This is a genomic window from Streptomyces sp. NPDC102274, assembly GCF_044766385.1.
Classification (GTDB): domain Bacteria; phylum Actinomycetota; class Actinomycetes; order Streptomycetales; family Streptomycetaceae; genus Streptomyces.
In genome coordinates this window covers 1-1,287 of the sequence record NZ_JBIWLW010000149.1, presented here as the reverse complement: position 1 = coordinate 1,287, position 1,287 = coordinate 1, and the positions used below count along the sequence as shown (strand labels likewise).

At 70.6% G+C, this 1,287-nt stretch carries 1 protein-coding gene and 1 pseudogene; one reads left to right on the top strand and one right to left on the bottom strand.

Annotation, left to right across the window (positions count from 1 at the left end; genetic code table 11):
- Window positions 1-111: 111 nt before the first annotated feature.
- Window positions 112-813, bottom strand: a complete 702-nt coding sequence (locus ACIRQP_RS42485; RefSeq protein WP_403900847.1) for an alpha/beta fold hydrolase — start codon at window positions 811-813, stop codon at window positions 112-114.
- A 185-nt stretch (window positions 814-998) separates the two neighbouring features.
- Here ACIRQP_RS42485 and ACIRQP_RS42480 point away from each other — a divergent pair.
- Window positions 999-1,287 (top strand): annotated as a pseudogene (locus tag ACIRQP_RS42480) (hypothetical protein); the annotation flags it as partial.

Sequence of the window (1,287 nt, the reverse complement as noted above, 5' to 3'; positions counted from 1 at the left end):
TTGGGTACCGCGAGCACGTAGCGCACCTCGCGTTCTTCCAGCCAGGTGCGCAGCGTGCGGCACTGGCCGTACGCCTCGTCGGCGAGGAAGTAGGTGAAGGGCACCGATGCCTCAACGGCTCGCGACGTCGGCCAGAAGCTTCGCCGTGTCTTCGGGGGCCTCCGCCGGGAAGTGGTGGCTGCCCAGGTCGACGAGCACGATGTCGAGGCGGTCCTCGTAGCGGTCGATCGCTTCTTGGGTCACCAGGTCGCGAATAGCGAACACGGTGACCGGCTGCTTCGTCTCGCGCAGGGCCGCGTCCATGTCCCAGCGCACCAGGCCCTCCATGGCGCGCAGGCCCGCGGGCTGCCGCACCGCGACCATCTTTTCGAAGTAGGCGTCCATGAGAGCCGGGTCGGTCCCGGCCGGCGAACCCCCTTCGACGAGGCCGCGCACCGCCGCGGCGAAGTGGTCGCGGAACATGCCCACCGTGGCGTTGGTCTGTTCCTCGTTCTGCGCCGGGAACAGGGACAGGTAGTGCAGTCCGTCGAGCGCGACCACGTGTGAGACGGTGCCGGGGAGCAGCCGGCCGGTTTCGACGGCGACCGCCGCGCCGAGGGAGTGCCCGGCTACGACGGCGGTGGTCACCGACTCGGCCTCCAGTACCGCCGCCACGTCGCGGGCGAACTCCTCCATGGTCCACACCTCCCGTGTCGACCGTGACTCGCCGTGCTCGGCGAGGTCGACCGCGAGGATGCGGTAGTGCTCGGGCAGATGGCCGGTTACCGCGTCGAAGTCGCCGCGGTCGCACCCCCAGCCGTGGATGAGGATCATGGCCGGCCCATCGGCCGGGCCGCTGGCCGTATACCGGATCGTCGTGTGGTCCGATCGCCGGACTACGAGATTCTTGCTGATTCTGCACGATCGCCAGTGCGTAGATCTCGGTGGCGGTCCGCAGGCCCAGGGTGGTGACGGCGATGCCGCCGAGCACGGCGGGCACGCTGTTGCCGAGATAGTTGATGATGTTCGCTGAGGCGAAGACCGCGCTGCGCTCGTGGGGCCTGGCGATCCGGGCGAAGGTGCCGAACGTCGCCAGCACCGAGGCGCCGAAGCCGACGCCCGCGACGACGGTGCCGAGGGCGGAGAGCCAGACGAGGTCCGCCACGACGCCGGCGAGCGCGGTCAGGACGCCGAGTCCGAGCAGCGCGGAGGAGGGGGCCAGCAGCGAGGACGCGGAACGGGAGCGGAGCGCGGCGACCGTGAGCGCTCCGGTGCCCGCCAACAGGGTCACGACGACGCCGCCGACCA

Bases quoted from the DNA above. Each gene is read 5' to 3' on its own strand.
- ACIRQP_RS42485 (WP_403900847.1), bottom strand. From the start codon at position 813: ATGATCCTCATCCACGGCTGGGGGTGCGACCGCGGCGACTTCGACGCG.